This is a genomic window from Arthrobacter sp. 05T442, from assembly GCF_056395945.1.
This window is the reverse complement of sequence record NZ_JBFTKM010000003.1, coordinates 111,694-125,703: the sequence shown is the minus strand read 5'-3', so window position 1 is coordinate 125,703 and position 14,010 is coordinate 111,694. Positions and strand designations below refer to the sequence as shown.

At 63.8% G+C, this 14,010-nt stretch carries 12 protein-coding genes; 6 read left to right on the top strand and 6 right to left on the bottom strand.

Translation table 11 applies throughout. The annotated features are described in order from the left end of the window. Position 1: 1 nt before the first annotated feature. Together AC1DES_RS05135 and AC1DES_RS05130 are read right to left on the bottom strand one after the other, a co-directional pair. Positions 2–961, bottom strand: coding sequence for an ABC transporter ATP-binding protein (locus AC1DES_RS05135; RefSeq protein WP_476894610.1), 960 nt, complete (start codon positions 959–961; stop codon positions 2–4). Between the two features lie 20 nt (positions 962–981). Further along, complete coding sequence (locus AC1DES_RS05130) at positions 982–1,245, bottom strand: YegP family protein (RefSeq protein WP_476894609.1); 264 nt, start codon at positions 1,243–1,245, stop codon at positions 982–984. Positions 1,246–1,399: 154 nt separating this feature from the next. Here AC1DES_RS05130 and AC1DES_RS05125 point away from each other — a divergent pair, with 154 nt between their 5' ends. After that, entirely contained in the window at positions 1,400–1,705 is a 306-nt protein-coding gene (locus tag AC1DES_RS05125; RefSeq protein ID WP_476894608.1) for an acylphosphatase, read from the top strand. Positions 1,706–2,799: 1,094 nt separating this feature from the next. Here AC1DES_RS05125 and AC1DES_RS05120 read toward each other — a convergent pair. The 4 genes from AC1DES_RS05120 to AC1DES_RS05105 form a co-directional block, all read right to left on the bottom strand. Further along, complete coding sequence (locus AC1DES_RS05120; RefSeq protein WP_476894607.1) at positions 2,800–4,737, bottom strand: glycoside hydrolase family 127 protein; 1,938 nt, start codon at positions 4,735–4,737, stop codon at positions 2,800–2,802. 47 nt (positions 4,738–4,784) lie between these two features. Further along, positions 4,785–5,519 (bottom strand): carbohydrate ABC transporter permease, encoded by a 735-nt coding sequence (locus tag AC1DES_RS05115; protein ID WP_476894606.1) that lies wholly within the window; start codon positions 5,517–5,519, stop codon positions 4,785–4,787. Between the two features lie 101 nt (positions 5,520–5,620). Next, positions 5,621–6,442: a carbohydrate ABC transporter permease gene (locus tag AC1DES_RS05110; RefSeq protein ID WP_476894605.1), complete on the bottom strand. Its 822-nt coding sequence runs from the start codon at positions 6,440–6,442 to the stop codon at positions 5,621–5,623. 125 nt (positions 6,443–6,567) lie between these two features. Continuing rightward, positions 6,568–7,869, bottom strand: coding sequence for a sugar ABC transporter substrate-binding protein (locus AC1DES_RS05105; RefSeq protein ID WP_476894604.1), 1,302 nt, complete (start codon positions 7,867–7,869; stop codon positions 6,568–6,570). Between the two features lie 275 nt (positions 7,870–8,144). Here AC1DES_RS05105 and AC1DES_RS05100 point away from each other — a divergent pair, with 275 nt between their 5' ends. From AC1DES_RS05100 to AC1DES_RS05080, 5 genes are all read left to right on the top strand, one after another. Continuing rightward, entirely contained in the window at positions 8,145–9,176 is a 1,032-nt protein-coding gene (locus AC1DES_RS05100; RefSeq protein WP_476894603.1) for a LacI family DNA-binding transcriptional regulator, read from the top strand. Positions 9,177–9,298: 122 nt separating this feature from the next. Then, the gene (locus tag AC1DES_RS05095; protein ID WP_476894602.1) at positions 9,299–10,303 is read left to right on the top strand and encodes an aldo/keto reductase family protein; all 1,005 of its coding nucleotides are present in this window, start codon (positions 9,299–9,301) and stop codon (positions 10,301–10,303) included. A gap of 88 nt (positions 10,304–10,391) precedes the next feature. Continuing rightward, on the top strand, positions 10,392–11,432 hold the full coding sequence (locus tag AC1DES_RS05090) for a LacI family DNA-binding transcriptional regulator (protein ID WP_476894601.1): 1,041 nt from the start codon (positions 10,392–10,394) through the stop codon (positions 11,430–11,432). 133 nt (positions 11,433–11,565) lie between these two features. After that, on the top strand, positions 11,566–13,281 hold the full coding sequence (gene araB / locus AC1DES_RS05085; protein WP_476894600.1) for a ribulokinase: 1,716 nt from the start codon (positions 11,566–11,568) through the stop codon (positions 13,279–13,281). Continuing rightward, positions 13,278–13,988 (top strand): L-ribulose-5-phosphate 4-epimerase, encoded by a 711-nt coding sequence (locus tag AC1DES_RS05080; RefSeq protein ID WP_476894599.1) that lies wholly within the window; start codon positions 13,278–13,280, stop codon positions 13,986–13,988. Before araB ends, AC1DES_RS05080 begins: the two co-directional genes overlap by 4 nt. Positions 13,989–14,010: the final 22 nt, after the last annotated feature.

Genomic DNA, 14,010 nt, shown 5'->3' with positions numbered 1-14,010 from the left:
GCTAGCGGCCTCCGGGGCCGGCGATCGAGCCGGCGACCGAGCCGCCCACCGGGGTGGAGGGCTTGTTCTGGTCGCCGTAGACGCGGATGAAGATGTCCTCCAGCGAAATCTTGGTGGTGGTGAAGCTGCGGACCCTCACGCCGTCGTCGATCAGGTCTTTGAGGATGGCAGCCTCGTCGGTGGCGTCCGTGATGCTCAGCTCGGCGTAGTTGGTGTCCTCAAGCATCACCGCGTAGTGCGGCGACGGCGGGATGGCGCCGCTGTACCTGACCCGGATGATGCGGCCGCCGTACTTGTCCTGGACCTCGTCGATGGTGCCGTAGGCCTCGGCCGTGCCGTCCTTGAGCAGGATGACGCGGTCGCAGAGCCGTTCCACCTCCTCCATCTGGTGGGTCACCATGACCACGGTGGCGCCGGCCCGCTTCTGTTCGGCGATGATGTCCATGAGCAGGCGCCGGTTGACGGGGTCGAAGCCCTTGGTGGGTTCGTCCAGGATGAGCAGCTCCGGGCGGTTCATGATGGTGACGCCGAGCTGGACCTTCTGCTGCTGGCCGCTGGAGAGCTTGTCCAGCAGGGACCCGGCCTTGTCGGCCAGCGCCACCCGGTCCAGGTACTCCAGGGACCACTGCCGGGCCGCACGCCGGTCCATCCCCTTGAGCCGGCCGAAGTAGGTCATGATGTCGATGACCTTTTCCTTCTTATACAGCCCGCGTTCCTCGGGAAGGTAGCCCAGCCTGTCGCCGTGTTCGGGTTTGAAGTCCCGGCCGTTGATGTGCAGGATTCCGCCCGTGGGCTCATAGATGCCCAGCAGGGCCCGGATGGTGGTGGTCTTTCCCGAGCCGTTGCTGCCCAGGAAACCAAAGGTCTCGCCGGCGTGGACGTCGAACGAGAGGTCACGGATGACAGTGGTGTCACCGAAGTCCATACGGAAGCCGCTGATGTGCACCCGCGGTTCGCCCATGGCTGGGTCCGGGTTGTGGCCTACACCGCGGGGAAGTGCCGGTGCAGGCGGTGCGCGGGCGACGGCAGACCGGTCCGGCTTCCGAACGGCCTCGGGTACTGGACGGTACGGGCTTCCCGGATCAGCCCGGTGCCGGCGCACTCGCGGACCGCCATAATGCCCGCCGCGGCCGAGCGTTTGTCGCTGAACGCCTTGGAGACGGCCAGTACGGTCCCGTCGGCCGCCAGCAGGCGGAACCGGACGTTGTCCTCCGCGTCGGTGAAGACTTCGAATTGTCCTGCCATCGTCTTGTCCTTTCAGGCATCCCGGCGCCATCAGCGGGGTGTGCGAGGAACCGGAGGTTTGTATTCACCCTGACGGATCGAAGAGGACGGGGAAAGGGGCGAAAGTCCCATTGTGTCTGGCTGCCGAGACTTCGCCCGGCGCTACATTGGGAGCATGGCTGAGTTTCCAGAGGCGGGTTCCGGAGAGATCGTGCGGCTGAAAGCGCGCGTAAATGGTGTGGTGCAGGGCGTCGGATTCCGTTACTGGACGGTGCGGAAGGCAGAGGCCATGGGGCTGACCGGCACAGTCAGGAACAACGACGACGGCTCGGTCGGCATCGTGGCCGAGGGCCCCCAGGCGGTGGTGCTGGAGTTCCGCGAGTGGCTGCGTTCGCCGGAGGCCCCCGGGATGGTGGAGAGGGTCGCGGAAGCGATGTCCGCGGCGTCCGGGGAGTTCACGGGCTTCCGGGTGGTGTTCTAGGGATTCTGTGGCGTTCTCGGGGTTTTACGGCGCCGGCGTGAGCAGGCCGTGGCCCAGGACGGCCTTTTGGGACAGTGTCTTGCAGCCTTACCTGTCGAAGAGCACGGTGAGCCGGTCGCCGTCGTGCTCCATCACCTGTACTGGCGCCCCCGCAGGGCGTGCAGCGGTGCGTCTCCCGCGTGGCTGCGGATCGTCGCGATGGGCAGGATCGGGCAGATCAGGGCGGATCGACGCCGGCAATCCGCCCTGATCTGCACCCGCGGCGCCGGGTCCGGCCCGCGCCTCGCAGGCGCGGGCGCACACTACCGGGATCGACGGCGTCGGAAGCCCGCTGGGGAAGGCAGTGGGCTCGTGAGCGGCCACCGGCGCCAGTGGCACGGACGGACTCGGCACAGACTGTGACGAGCCCGTCCGTGCACACTGACAGTAGGGCGGCCAGCACGATTGGGATCAGGATCAGGATCAGGATCAGGAGACCGGCCGGCAGTTGGTCGATCGCATCGTCCAGCATCCGGTACAGCGGACCCGCCCAAATAGCGAAGCAGAGGCGTTTGCGAACACGACTTGGAGCCGGTCGTTCCGAAGCCCGATGAACGAGAAGCCGCACCCCGAGACGGAGGTCTGGGCTTTCCCAGCGGGCCACCCCGCAGAGGTGCGGAATTTGCGTGAAAGTCTGCCTGCCTGATCAGGTTCCGCTGCGTCGGCGGTCGAGCTCAACTCCCGTTGTGCGCGCCGTCGAAGTGCTGGTTTCTCAACGGGCAGCAAAAGCATTCCCTGATTTTTGACAACAGCAAGATCCGCTCTGTCGCCGGGGCTGCGACTGACTTCATACCCTTCCAACGGGGGGCACGCGAAATAGTCGAGTGGCATGACGAGCGGGCCGACCGCCGCGTGGTGGACCACAGAATGGACCGGGTCATGGATGACCTTATTGCTGTTCACCGGCCCCGCTGATAGGCCTGCTCGCCCGCTGACTGCCGGAGCGTTGATCCCGAGGAGGATCGTCCGAGGGTCTCCCGCGGGCGGTATTTCCGGACCATGCCGGAGTACCGCCCGCGGGCAGCCATTTTCGGCGCCTCGGACCAGCGCCTGGTTTAGTTCATCGTGCTGCCTTGGAGGGCTGCCTGTGTTTCAGGAATCCAGACACGCATCGTGGAGGGCCCCCGGTTCGCCCACGAAGCGTACGGGTAAAGGGGGACTCTCAGGGACTGCGACAAGGGCGCCTCGTAAACGGTGCGGTCGGCGTACGGCCAGGAGACTGGTTCGAGCTCGACGAACGCCAGCTGGGCTGTTGTCACGCCGTCGACCTCGATCAATGGTGCGCGGGTGTCGATCCGGGCATCGTTGGCACTGTGGCCTGGGGAGTTAGTAGATTCCACGCACAAGACCTGGGGCCCTCGTTCGACCGCAACGGTGCCGCGGATGGCATCGACCCTCGGATCCGGGCGGGTCCAGCGAGGTTCCACCGGAAGCGTCAGTTCGATGAGGTCACCTGGTGCGAATATCCGCCCGACGTTGGCCATGCCTGTGTGTGCGGTGTGGCTCTGTTCTCCCACCGTGATAGTTGCTCCGTCCGCCGCCCATGACGGAACTCTCATCGCCAGCTCCCAAGCCTGATCAGGGCTTTCCAGGATTTCGATTTTGATCTTGCCGGAAGCCGGATAATCGGTGGTCACTTGGAGCTGAACCCTACCCGCGCTCAACTCGGCGGTAAGGGTCGAAGTGGCGTACTGATGGATCTGCACCCCGTCCTCGGTCGTTGTAGCCATGAGTGCCCCGAGCGAAGAAAGAGTCCTGGCCACGTTAGTGGGGCAGCAGGAGACTTCGAACCAGGGGGCGCGCAGGCTTGAAGCTGCGCGGGGGCTGGCGTGCGAGTGAGAAGGAGCGTGACCTTCTTCGCGCTGGTGCAGGGTGTTGGTGTAGAAAAAAGCTTTACCGTCCTGGGCAGGAGAAGCGGCGATGACGTTATAGAGGGTGCGCTCCATTAGGTCGGCGTAGCGGGGCTCTCCCGTGGCAAGCAGTAGGCGGTAGTTCACCATCACTGACGCAACACCTGCGCAAGTTTCTGAGTAAGCGCGGTCCGGGGGGAGTTCGTAGTCCTGCCCGAAGGATTCACCCTCATGGTGGGCCCCCATGCCTCCCGTGATGTATGTCCTCCGGGCGGTGGTGGCGGCCACCTGCTCGATCAGGGCGTCGAGGAGTGCTTTGTCTTCGCTGTCGACCGCAGCGTCGATGGCGCCGGCGGCCAGGTAGAGGGCGCGGACAGCGTGTCCGGACATAACCGTCGTTTCGCGGACAGCCTTGTCATCCTGGAAGTAGGAGGCTCCGAACTCGATGTCACCCAGTACGCCGTGGCCGCGGCGCTCGATAAACCGTAGCGCTTGTTCGAGATATTTCCGGTCACCGGTGTAGCGCGAGAATTCAGCCAGGGCGACTTCTATTTCCGGGTGGCCGCACACTCCCCGGTTGCCGTCTTCTCCGAAGGTGGCACAGACGTGGTCCGCGGCGCGTCGTGCGACGCTCACGAAACGGTCTTCCCCATGCGTGCGTCCGCGGGCGATTCCGGCTTGGATCAGGTGGCCGAAGGTATACAGCTCGTGCCCCCATTGGAGGTCGCTGTATCGGGCGCCCTGTCCGGGGCGGCCGAACTTGGTGTTGATATACCCGTCTTCTTCCTGGACCGGGGCGATGCGCTCCACAAGGCGTTGGAAGCGCTGTTCCATTCCGGCGTCGCCCGTCCGTCCGATTTCCCAGGCCATGGCCTCCATGAGCTTGTACACATCCGAGTCCGAAAATTCACGTCCGGTCCGGTCTTGGGGGAGCCTCCCCTCCTGTGCAGCATCAAAGTTTCCTATCCACCCGACCTTTTCGATCCACTCTTCCGCGTGCCTGATGCTGACATCACCGTTGATGCGCTGCTTTTCATGCCAGTATCCGCCGGTAATCTGAACGTTGCCGAGGCTAACCGGGGTCAACTTCGTGTGTCGTGGGGCAACGGGGATGCCGAAGTCCGTTTGATTTTTCGTGGTCATGTCTTTCCTAAGAGTCGTGCGATCAGCAGATGCTGTGACGCTGTGAGTCATTTGACGGCACCGAGTGTCAGTCCTTCGCGCAGCAACCTGTACGTGAAGACAAAGAGGATCAGGATCGGAATTGAGGTAATCACTGCCAAGGCCATCAGACCCGGCCAGTTGATGCCGAATGCCGAGACTTGCTGGGCCAGCAGCGCACTGAGCGGATAGCTACCGGGGGAAAGCAGGAAATTGATGGCGTAGAGGAACTCGCCCCAGCCCAGAAGGAACACCAGGGTCGCAGTTGTTGCGACGCCGTTGCGAGCTACGGGCAGAACGATGGAAGTAAAGATGCGCCATGGGCGCGCGCCATCGATCGCTCCGGCCTCTTCCAAGGCATCAGGTACGGCCCGAAAGAAAGGACGCAGGAGCAGGATGGCGAACGGAATCAGCAGTGCGCTGTCGGCGATGATGACGCCCAGACGCTGGTCCAGCAGACCCCAGCTGCCAAAGATCTGGAACAGGGGGATGACAGTTGCGGTCTGCGGCGTCATTTGCAGCACGATCAGCAGTCCCAGCGCCACGGTCGTGATCCGACCCCCCACTCGGGCCAGCCCGTACGCCGCCGGGATGGCGACCAGCAGGGTCAGGAGGGTTGTGCCCGCGGCAATGATCAGGGACTGGAGGCCGGCCGTGACGAGCCCACCATTGGTCAAGGCATCTGTGTAGGCGTCGAGGGTTGGCTGGAAAAAGAAGGAGGCCTGCGTTGAGAGAACCTCACCGGGGGTCTTGAACGACGTCAAGATAATCCACAAAATGGGTACACCGTATCCCAAAAAGAGGAGTGTGCGGGCAGCCCAGATTACCGGGCCCGCGGCGGTGCTACGTGAGCGTGAAGTTGCCATCAGTCTTTTTCCTCGTTACGGACGCTTCGGGCATACACAAAGGCCAGTACCAGAACCATTGCGACAGTGAGCACTGCGGTTGCGGATCCAAGTCCGTAGTCGAAACGAACGAAGGCCTGCAGATAGCCCAGGAAGGGGAGGGTATTGGTTGCCGTGCCGGGGCCGCCGTAGGTCATGACGTAGATGAAATCGAAGCTGCGGAAGGCATACACGATCGTTAGGACTGCGAGCACGAGTGAGGTAGGACGTACGGCGGGAAGCAACAGGTACCGGATCTCCTGCCAGGGCCGTGCGCCGTCCAGTTGGGCGGCTTCAAACGTTTCGGCTGGAATGCCTAGTACCGCGGCTCGGAAGACCAGCGCGTTGAACGGGATGATGGCCCAGGAATTCACCAGCGCCACAGACATCAGGGCAAAGTGCTCGTCGTACAGGAACGGCACTGCAGTCTGACTCATTCCACTTGCCTTGACGAGGCCGTTGATCAAGCCGTCATCTCCCAAGAGGAACTTCCAGACACTTCCGTTGACGACCGGTGGCAGCGCCCACACGAAGACCATCACACCTAGAAGCACGGCTGAGATGCGGCCCGCGTGTCGGAGCACTATGGCCGCGCCCAGTCCGCCAATGAGGCCGATGACTGTGACGGTGAGGACAAACACGAAAGTGTTCAGCAGTGCCTTGCCAAGGTCGCCCTGCTGGACTCCATTGACGAAGTTTGCCAGCCCGACAAAGTCCCAGGACACGCTCAGATTTGCAGACGTGACACTGCTGAGGCTCATCCGGATCAGCTGAAACAGCGGGTAAAAGGACAGAATGCCCAAGAAGAGGGCCGCGGGCAGGACGTACAGTAACCGACCCCGTCCGCGGGCCCGATCTTTCCTTAGCGGGCCCGTATTCGCAGCGCGTGAGGCAGTCCGGGTTTGCACGGAGGTCATGAAGGCGCCTTTTACTTCTGAAGGAGGGGAGTGAGCTTGTTGATCAGTGCCTGCGCTGCATCGGATGGCGACGACTGTCCGCCCAGGGCCGAACTCCATGCCTGTCCGACCGAAAGCTGGACGTTCGCAATGTTCTTCGCAGGTACGGCCGCATCCGGGTACGTTGCTCCGCGCGAAGAAATGCTCTTCGCGAACGGCTGCAGAAGGCTGTTACTGGCGACGGACGGGTCTGCCGCGGCGTCCTGACGTGCGGGAATGCTGCCTGCATTTTCCGTCGCCGTCAGCTGGCCGGCCTTATCGAAGTACGTTTGCTGGAGATATTTCCAGGCGAGGTCCGGATTCTTGCTGAACGCCCCGATCCCTTCGGCTTCGCCGCCCAGATACACTTTGCCCGAGTCTCCAACAGGCAGGGGGACGACGCCGTAGTCGAACTTCGCGGACGACTTGGCAGTTCCCATTTGCCAGTTTCCGTTTTCGGCGAAGGCGACATTTCCCGTGGCAAACTTTTGGAAGGGAACGGTCTGGTCCCAGGTCACGGCTTCCTTGGATAGGTATCCCTTCTTCACCCAGTCCTGGACGGTGCCCAATGCCTTTTCAAGTGATCCTGCATCCGGTGCGCCGTAGCTGAAGCCGGCCTCGGACAGCCATGGATACGCCTGCCATTCGCCTTGGCTCTGCGGGAGCCCGGACAGGGTGATGCCCTGTTTGCCGGCCGCAACGGCCTTCGCCATGGCGGCTTCGAGCTCGCTGACGGTGGTGGGTGGCTGGACACCGATGGACTTGAGGATGTCTTTGTTGTACCAAAGACCCAGCAGGTTGACGTAGCCCTGCACGCCGTAAGTTTTGTCATTGACCTTGTGCACGACTGATGCGGGGAACTGGTCCTTGCCGGCGAACGAACCCCACTTCTCATCCAAGGGAGCAAGAGTATTGCCTAAGGCAAGGGTGCCGGCGTCGGCTCCGTTGTAGACGACCACATCCGGGCCGGACTTTGCGCCCGCGGAGGCCACCAGCTTGGAGATCATCTGGTCATAAGGGACATAGACGTTGTTGACTTTTTTGCCCGGGTTGTTCTTTTCGAAGGTGGCCGCGTAGTCCGTCATGACTTTCACCTGGTTGGGGTCGCTGAAGTAATGCCAGACGGTGATCTCATCCTGTGAGGCGGAGGGGCTGCCTCCCGCGCCGCAGCCGCTGAGTACCAGCATGCCGGCCGCGGCCGCAGCGCCGATGCCCCACCAGCGGCGGCCCCGAAGAGCATTCGAAGACTTTCGGCTAGCCGCTCCGGCTCGTTTCGGCATAAATGTACGGTCCATGGAATTTCCTCGTGTTCGGACGTGGTGCGGCGGCTGCGGCAGTGCAGCGGTGTCCGCATCCTGCGAATGGGCAAACGGTTGGTCCGACCGAGCTTGTGGGCCTGTTTTGTGCGTTCGGCAAGGCAGTCTCGGCCGTAGGTATCCTTCTGATCTCGCCCCAGACGCGGGGTTAGAAAAGATTCGGAAATCCTTTTCGGAACTGTAGCAACGCGCACTTAGGGCCGTCAATAGCTATGATCAAAGTGAAAGTTTCGGAAACCACAGCGGAGAGCCCAATGACGGAGAGCCAGACACCTAGTCGCCCCAAGAACGTGACGCTCAAAGATGTGGCTTTGCTTGCCGGCGTCTCAGTCGCCACGGCATCGAAGGCCCTAAACGGGCGGAGCTATGTCCACCCCAAGACCCGTGAACGGGTGCAAGAGGCAGCACGGAAAATATCTTTCACCCCAAACTTGCTCGCCCAGGGCCTGTTGGCTGGCAAATCAGGCACGGTCGGATTGCTGACCAGTGACTTGGTCGGGCGCTTTGGCCTGCCGGTGCTCATAGGGGCTGAGGACGCCTTCGGGACTGGAAAGATGTCGGTCCTGCTCTGTGATGCCCGGGGCGACGCGATCCGGGAGTCATACCATTTACAGGCCCTCCTGGCCCGGCGCGTAGACGGCCTGATTGTGGTGGGCAGTAGCACCGATCCCCGTCCGTCGCTCGGACCGAACCTGCCTATCCCCGTCGTCTATGCCTACAGCCCTTCCGAGGACCCGTCGGATTTGTCCCTCGTCCCCGACAACGTCGGCGGCGGATCGCTGGCTGTAGACCACTTGGTCGGCCTGGGGCGTCGAAATATCGCCCACATCACCGGCGAAAAGGGCTATCTGGCTGCCCGGGATCGTGCAGCGGGCGCGGTGAAACGACTCGCCGACGAGCGCCTGGAACCGGTGGGCGGGCAGGTGCTCTACGGAGACTGGTCTGAAGCCTGGGGTAGAAGCGCCACGGCGGCACTCCTGGACCGACACCCGGAGACGGACGCGATTTTCTGTGGCAACGATCAGATCGCCCGGGGCGCGCTGGACACGGCGCGGAGCCGTGGGCTGGCCGTACCGCGCGATATCGCCATCATAGGATTCGACGATTGGCAGGTGCTCACTCTGGGGTCCAGGCCGCAGCTTTCCAGTATTGACATGGACCTGGAAACTCTTGGGCGCAACGCCGCTCAGCGGCTATTTGCCGCCATTGACGGGACCGAAAGCTGCGGCGTCCAGCAGCTGCCGTGCCGCCTCGTGTCGAGAGGTTCCACTGTCGAAGACAGATGAGCTGTCTTCGACGAGAAAAACGGCACCTGGCGGCTCGGCCCACCGAACCTCGATGCTCTTCATAAGCAAACGGCCACAGGCAACCTACAGGACGATCCTCAGGGATAGAACGGAGCACCACAATGGAATTCAAGTATCTGGGCAACAGCGGCTTCAAGGTCTCGGAAATCACGTTTGGCAACTGGCTGACCCACGGCTCCCAAGTGGAGAACGACGTCGCCACCCAGTGCGTCCGGGCTGCGCTCGACGCCGGCATCAGCACCTTCGACACAGCCGATGCCTACGCCAACACCGCTGCAGAGACGGTCCTTGGCAAAGCGCTCAAGGGCGAACGCCGCCAGTCCCTGGAGATCCTGACCAAGGTATTCTGGCCCACCGGCCCTAAAGGCCACAACGATCTTGGCCTGTCCCGCAAGCACATCATGGAGTCCATCGATGGCTCCCTGACCCGGCTAAAGACCGACTACGTCGACCTGTACCAGGCCCACCGCTACGACTTCGAGACGCCGCTGGAAGAGACGATGCAGGCCTTTGCGGACATCGTGCGGCAGGGCAAAGCCCTGTACATCGGGGTCAGCGAGTGGACCGCGGAACAGCTTCGGAACGGGCACGCCCTCGCCAAGGAACTGGGCTTCCAGTTGATCTCCAACCAGCCGCAGTATTCCATGCTGTGGCGGGTCATCGAGGAGGAAGTTGTTCCGGCATCCGAAGAGCTGGGCGTCTCACAAATCGTCTGGTCACCCATGGCACAGGGCGTGCTGAGCGGCAAATACCTCCCTGGCCAACCGCCGCCCGAAGGCAGCCGCGCCACGGACGCGCACGGCGGGGCTGGAACTATCAAGGGATGGATGCGCGAGGACGTCCTCGCCGGCGTGCAGCAGCTCCGGCCCATCGCGGAAGAAGTCGGACTGACCATGCCGCAGCTCGCCGTTGCCTGGGTGCTGCAGAACCCGAACGTTGCCTCGGCAATCATCGGCGCGTCGCGACCGGAGCAGGTGACCTCGAACGTCAAGGCCGCAGGCCTGACGCTTCCCCCAGACATCTTGGCAAAGATCGATGACGCCGTGGGTTCCCTCGCCGAACGGGATCCCAGGCGGACCAAGTCACCGGAAACCCGGGAGCTGTAGCCCTCCCGAATGACCACATCAAGAACGATGCGGGTACCACCTGCCCTCAGTTCGGGCGGTGGACCTTTCTCGAATTAGGATGTCGGACATGAGGCCTGCAGATGCACTTGAAACTCCCTTCCCCGAGGGTGCCCGACGGCGGCCACCTCGTCTTCAGGATGTGGCGGAGCGCGCCGGGGTCTCGCACCAGACCGTGTCGAGGGTGATCAATGACCACCCAAACGTCAGCAAGACCACACGCGATCGGGTGGAGGCAGCGATTGTCGAGCTCGGTTACCGGCGCAACACCGCAGCGCGCAGCCTGGTCACCCGGCGTTCCCAGACCATCGGCGTCCTGGCCAGCGAACTCTCCCAGTACGGCCCTGCCAACACGCTGCTGGGAGTGGAACAGGCTGCCCGGAATGCCGGCTACTTTGTCAGTATCGCGGCACTGAAGTCTGTCAGCCGTGAGGCGATATTCGACGCCGTCATGCACTTCATGGACCAGTCCGTGGACGGCATCGTGGTGATCGTGCCGCATTCCGCTACGCTGCTCGCCCTCGCGGAACTGAAGCCCGGGATACCGGTGGTGGCGGTGGGCTCGTTGGGAAATGACGCAGTGAGCGGCGTCATGGTGGACCAGGTGCGCGGAGCCGAACTCGCCGTAAGGCATCTGATTGATTTGGGCCACCGGAGGATCGGGCACGTCGCCGGGCCTCAGGACTGGATCGACGGCGTGGCGCGGGCCGAGGCCTGGAGCGCCACCCTCCAATCGGCCGGTCTTGAGGACGACCTCCTGATGGCGGGGGACTGGAGCGCTGGCAGCGGCTACGAGATTGGGCGGAAGTTGGCTGCCGAACGCCCGGCCACTGCCATTTTCGTAGGCAATGACCAGATGGCCCTGGGCGTGCTGCGCGCGTTCAATGAAGCAGGTGTCCGCGTGCCGGACGACATCTCGGTAGTCGGGTTCGATGACCAACCGGAATCCGCCTACTTTACGCCGCCTCTGACCACCGTGCGCCAGGACTTCGAGGAACTCGGCCGGCGCTGCATGGGCATCATGCTGGCGGCCATCGAGGACGGCGAAGGCGTAAGCGCCACGGTGGTGGAGCCCGAACTGGTGGTGCGAGGAAGTTCTTCGCCCCTCTGATCAAGGGGATTTCCGGATGTAGATCCTGAGCGCTTGCACCGCACCGCCAGAAGGTACTTGACGCGCATGATGTTAGCGCTCACAATAGTCGGAGCCCGCGAAACAGACGGGCGGCTTATTTTGGAGGGACTTTATGGACGTCACAGTGGACGGCACACACAGCTACGTCATCGGCGTGGACTACGGCACTCTTTCGGGCCGGGCCGTCGTGGTCCGCGTATCGGACGGCAAGGAGCTCGGGAGCGGTGTCTTCGACTACCCGCACGCCGTGGTCACAGGCGAGCTTCCGGAGGACACGGCAGGCTCCGCCGGCATCCGGCTCCCGGGTGAATGGGCCCTCCAGGTGCCCGACGACTACAGGGACGTCCTCCGGCACGCCGTGCCCGCCGCAATCGCCGACGCCGGGATCGACCCGGCTGCCGTTGTGGGGATCGCCACGGACTTCACGGCCTGCACGATGGTCCCGGTCAAGGCCGACGGCACCCCGCTGAACGAACTGCCGGGCTTCGCCAACCGGCCGCATGCCTACGTTAAGTTGTGGCGCCACCACGCGGCGCAGCCGCAGGCGGACCGGATCAACGCGCTGGCCGCTGAGCTGGGCGAGAGCTGGCTGCCGCGCTACGGCGGGCTGATCTCGTCCGAATGGGAATTCGCCAAGGGGCTCCAGCTCCTGGAGGAGGACCCCGAAGCCTACGGGGAGATGGACCGCTGGGTGGAGGCTGCGGACTGGATCGTCTGGCAGCTGTGCGGGAACTATGTCCGCAACGCCTGCACGGCCGGGTACAAGGGAATTTACCAGGACGGCCGCTACCCGTCCGAGGAGTTCCTGGCCGCCCTGAACCCGGAGTTCAAGGACTTCGTGTCCGCCAAGCTGGAGCACACCATCGGCCGGCTCGGCGACGCCGCCGGCTACCTGACCGCCGAGGCCGCCGCCTGGACCGGGCTGCCCGAAGGCATCGCCGTCGCGGTGGGTAACGTTGACGCGCACGTCACCGCGCCGGCCGCCAAGGCGGTGGAACCGGGGCAGCTCGTGGCCATCATGGGCACCTCCACCTGCCACGTTATGAACGGGACCGAACTGCGGGAGGTCCCAGGCATGTGCGGGGTGGTCGACGGCGGAATTGTGGAAGGACTGTGGGGCTACGAGGCCGGCCAGTCCGGGGTCGGGGACATCTTCGGCTGGTTCACCAGGAACGGCGTCCCGCCCGAATACCACCAGGCCGCCGCGGAACGCGGGCTCGGAATCCACGAATACCTCACGGAGCTGGCATCCGCCCAGGCCATCGGCGAGCACGGCCTGATCGCGCTCGACTGGCACTCGGGGAACCGCTCGGTGCTGGTGGACCACGAACTCTCAGGCATCGTGGTCGGTCAGACTCTGGCCACCCGGCCGGAGGACACATACCGGGCGCTCCTGGAAGCCACCGCCTTCGGTACCCGCACCATCGTAGACGCCTTCCGCGACTCGGGGGTCCCGGTGAAGGAGTTCATCGTCGCCGGCGGGCTGCTGAAGAACAAGCTCCTGATGCAGATTTACGCCGATGTCACGGGTCTGCAACTCTCCACCATCGGCTCCAGCCAGGGTCCGGCCCTGGGATCGGCCATCCACGCCGCCGTCGCCGCCGTCAAGTATCCGGACATCCGGACCGCCGCGGCCGCCATGGGGTCAGAGCCGGGCGCGGTGTACACCCCCATCCCGGAAAACGTCACCGCCTACGAGGAACTTTTCCGCGAATACCGGACGCTCCACGACTACTTCGGCAGGGGAACCAACGACGTCATGCACCGGCTCAAGGCCATCCAGCGCAACTCCTTCAGGGCCCTCGCCGCCGCCGGAGCGTCAGCATGAACGCGCTGCAGGACGCCATTGCCCGGATCCGTCAGGAAGTCTGCGGACTGCACGCGGAACTGACCCGCTACCAGCTGGTGGTGTGGACGGCAGGGAACGTCTCCGCCCGGGTCCCCGGCTACGATCTCATGGTCATCAAACCGTCCGGTGTCTCCTACGACGAGCTCACCCCCGAGCTCATGGTGGTCACGGACCTGTACGGCACGCCCGTTACCTGGGATCCGGCTGGTGCGGCCGGTGAAACATCCGAATGGAGCAACCCGGCGCTGTCCCCGTCCTCGGACACCGCGGCGCACGCCTACGTGTACCGGCACATGCCGGAGGTCGGGGGAGTGGTGCACACCCATTCGACCTACGCCACGGCCTGGGCCGCACGGGGAGAGGCGATCCCCTGCGTGCTGACCATGATGGGGGATGAGTTCGGTGGGACCATCCCGGTGGGGCCGTTCGCGCTGATCGGGGATGACTCGATCGGCCGCGGCATCGTCGAGACCCTGCGAGCCTCCCATTCACCGGCCGTTCTCATGCAGAACCACGGGCCCTTCACCATCGGCAAGGACGCCCGCTCCGCGGTGAAGGCAGCCGTCATGTGCGAGGAAGTGGCCCGCACCGTCCATATCGCCCGGCAACTCGGCGATCCGCTGCCGATCGACCCCGCCCAGATCGACTCACTCTACGCCCGCTACCAGAACGTCTACGGCCGCTAGTCCGCCGCACTTCCCCCATCTT

Bases quoted from the DNA above. Each gene is read 5' to 3' on its own strand.
- AC1DES_RS05135 (WP_476894610.1), bottom strand. From the start codon at position 961: ATGGGCGAACCGCGGGTGCACATCAGCGGCTTCCGTATGGACTTCGGT.
- AC1DES_RS05130 (WP_476894609.1), bottom strand. From the start codon at position 1,245: ATGGCAGGACAATTCGAAGTCTTCACCGACGCGGAGGACAACGTCCGG.
- AC1DES_RS05125 (WP_476894608.1), top strand. From the start codon at position 1,400: ATGGCTGAGTTTCCAGAGGCGGGTTCCGGAGAGATCGTGCGGCTGAAA.
- AC1DES_RS05120 (WP_476894607.1), bottom strand. From the start codon at position 4,737: ATGACCACGAAAAATCAAACGGACTTCGGCATCCCCGTTGCCCCACGA.
- AC1DES_RS05105 (WP_476894604.1), bottom strand. From the start codon at position 7,869: ATGGACCGTACATTTATGCCGAAACGAGCCGGAGCGGCTAGCCGAAAG.
- AC1DES_RS05100 (WP_476894603.1), top strand. From the start codon at position 8,145: ATGACGGAGAGCCAGACACCTAGTCGCCCCAAGAACGTGACGCTCAAA.
- AC1DES_RS05095 (WP_476894602.1), top strand. From the start codon at position 9,299: ATGGAATTCAAGTATCTGGGCAACAGCGGCTTCAAGGTCTCGGAAATC.
- AC1DES_RS05090 (WP_476894601.1), top strand. From the start codon at position 10,392: ATGAGGCCTGCAGATGCACTTGAAACTCCCTTCCCCGAGGGTGCCCGA.
- araB (WP_476894600.1), top strand. From the start codon at position 11,566: ATGGACGTCACAGTGGACGGCACACACAGCTACGTCATCGGCGTGGAC.
- AC1DES_RS05080 (WP_476894599.1), top strand. From the start codon at position 13,278: ATGAACGCGCTGCAGGACGCCATTGCCCGGATCCGTCAGGAAGTCTGC.